The organism is Roseinatronobacter alkalisoli, from assembly GCF_028745735.1.
In the GTDB taxonomy this organism is placed as follows: Bacteria; Pseudomonadota; Alphaproteobacteria; order Rhodobacterales; family Rhodobacteraceae; genus Roseinatronobacter; species Roseinatronobacter alkalisoli.
In genome coordinates, this window is sequence record NZ_JAQZSM010000096.1 from 1 (window position 1) to 2,151 (window position 2,151).

3 protein-coding genes are annotated in these 2,151 nt (G+C 58.3%); 2 read left to right on the forward strand and 1 reads right to left on the reverse strand.

What is annotated here, in order from left to right; translation table 11 throughout:
* Together PUT78_RS23405 and PUT78_RS23410 are read left to right on the forward strand one after the other, a co-directional pair.
* The coding region (locus PUT78_RS23405) for a hypothetical protein (protein ID WP_274354621.1) at nucleotides 1–184 on the forward strand (184 nt) is incomplete at its 5' end.
* Nucleotides 185–295: 111 nt separating this feature from the next.
* Entirely contained in the window at nucleotides 296–1,945 is a 1,650-nt protein-coding gene (locus PUT78_RS23410; RefSeq protein ID WP_274354622.1) for an IS1634 family transposase, read from the forward strand.
* Here the strand turns inward: PUT78_RS23410 and PUT78_RS23415 are convergent.
* Nucleotides 1,923–2,151, reverse strand: a 229-nt coding sequence (locus PUT78_RS23415) for a hypothetical protein (protein WP_274354623.1), incomplete at its 5' end; no start/stop codon positions are given. The genes PUT78_RS23410 and PUT78_RS23415 overlap by 23 nt on opposite strands.

A 2,151-nucleotide genomic window follows, 5' to 3' on the forward strand; every position in this document is an offset into this window, starting at 1 on the left:
GCATTTTGGGCTCCAAGCAACGGCGAACTCGGGCAAAAGCCATGTGTTTCTGCCTCGGGCGGAAGCGACCTTATCAGTCCCAGCGGTTGCAGCTGTTTGGGCGGGCAGCAATGCGGGACCTTGCTACAAGAAGTTCGACAGCAAATTGGGTAAATTCGCCATCTGCAGTTTTCGGATGCTATAGTTTTCAATGATTTACCGTCCCTGAGCTTCCTTTTTGGCGAAGTCGTGTTGTAACACGCTTATACAACAATTGGCTTGCAAGTTTGGCGCATTCGGACTTAACGTTAGTCCAATGTATACGCGTATCTCAAAGTCAGGCGGTCGAAGCTATCTCCAGTTGGTGGAGGGGCATCGCGACGCGGAAGGCAAGGTCAGGATCAAGGTGGTCGCCAACCTTGGTCGCCTGGACAGGCTATCACCCGAGAAGCTCGATCCCCTGATCAACGGGTTGAACAGAGCCGTCGGGCGCATAGAGAACACAGCGCACGAAATCACACACGATCCCGCCCGCACCTATGGCACGGTCTTTGCGCTGCATGAGCTGTGGAAGGACCTTGGGTTTGATCGCGCCCTCAACCGGGCGCTGCGCTCCGGCAAGCGCAGCATTGATGCCGAGGCCCTCGTGCGGGCCATGGTGTTCAACCGGCTGTGCGATGCCACAAGCAAACTGGGTTGCCTGCGCTGGCTGGAAACTGTTGCCATGCCGGCCATGCCCGAGACCGTCACCCATCAGCATTTGCTGCGCGCCATGGACGCGCTGATGGACAACGCTGAAGGGGTCGCGGAAGCTTTGGCGCGCCAGATCCGCCCGCTTGTCGATCATGAGCTGACGATGGTCTTTTATGATCTGACGACCGTGCGCATTCATGGCGAGGCCCGACTGGAAGATGATGTTCGTGCCTTTGGCATGAACAAGGAAACCGGTGATATCGCGCGCCAATTCGTGTTGGGCGTGGTTCAGACCGCTGAAGGCCTGCCGCTCATGCACACAGTGCATCCGGGCAATGTCTCTGAGACCAAGACCCTTCAGGGCATGCTCTCGACAGTGCTGGAGCGTTTCCCCATCCAGCGCATCATTCTTGTCGCAGATCGTGGCCTGCTGAGCCTCGACAACATCCACCACCTGACGGACATGGCCGATCAGGACGGGCGCAAGCTGGAGTTCATCCTGGCCGTGCCTGCGCGCCGCTACAGCGACCTGCTGGAAACCTTCCAGAACTTCGACTTCAGCGACGGTGACGGGTTGCGCGAGGGCAGCTTTGAAGGGCACCGCCTGATTGCGGCGCATGATGCCGGGCGCGCGAAGGAACAGGGTGCGGCGCGCCGTGCAAGGATTGATGAGCTCGATGCCATGGGCAATGCCATGGTCGCCAAGCTTGATCGTCAGGACGAAGGAAAAAGCGAGAAAGGTCGCCGCGCCTCAGATCGGGGGGCCTATAGCCGGTTCGTCCGCGCCATTTCAGACGCGGAACTGACGCGCTTCATCAAGGCCGATCTCACGGCGGATCGCTTCAGTTGGGACATAGATGAAGAGGCCATCGCCCGGGCAGCCCTGTTTGATGGCAAGCTCGTCCTGCTGACCAATGTCCCCGAGATCACACCGGCTGACGCCGTCGCGCGCTATAAGGCATTGGCCGATATTGAACGTGGCTTTCGCGTGTTGAAATCAGACATCGAAATTGCGCCGGTTCACCACCGGTTGCCAGACCGTATCCGCGCCCATGCGCTGATCTGCTTTCTGGCCCTCACCCTGCACAGGGTCATGCGCATGCGCCTGAAGGCCAAAGGCCATCACGCAAGTCCTCAGCTCGCCCTCGATATCCTGTCGCGCATTCAGAAACACACCGCATATGCCGGAAGCCGCAGCTTCCACGGAATAAGCAAAACCACACCGGAGCAACTGGACCTCTTCGACACCCTCAACCTGCCAAAACCCAGCTGACCGCGTCCTTGTTGTAACATTTTTGGCCATTCGGCCTAAATGAAATCAGACACTTATCGATTTTGCTGATGAACTTGGGTGCTACCGTTCGACCCGCGGCAACCAATGACCGTTGTTCAGCCCTTTGCAGACGGTCGTCGTGATGACCGCCCCCTTCGGCTCCAATGTCGCGCCCAGTGGAGCGGAAGTTCGCTGCTGCAAGTCTT

Coding starts and splice junctions, on each gene's coding strand:
- PUT78_RS23410 (WP_274354622.1), top strand. CDS start 296: ATGTATACGCGTATCTCAAAGTCAGGCGGTCGAAGCTATCTCCAGTTG.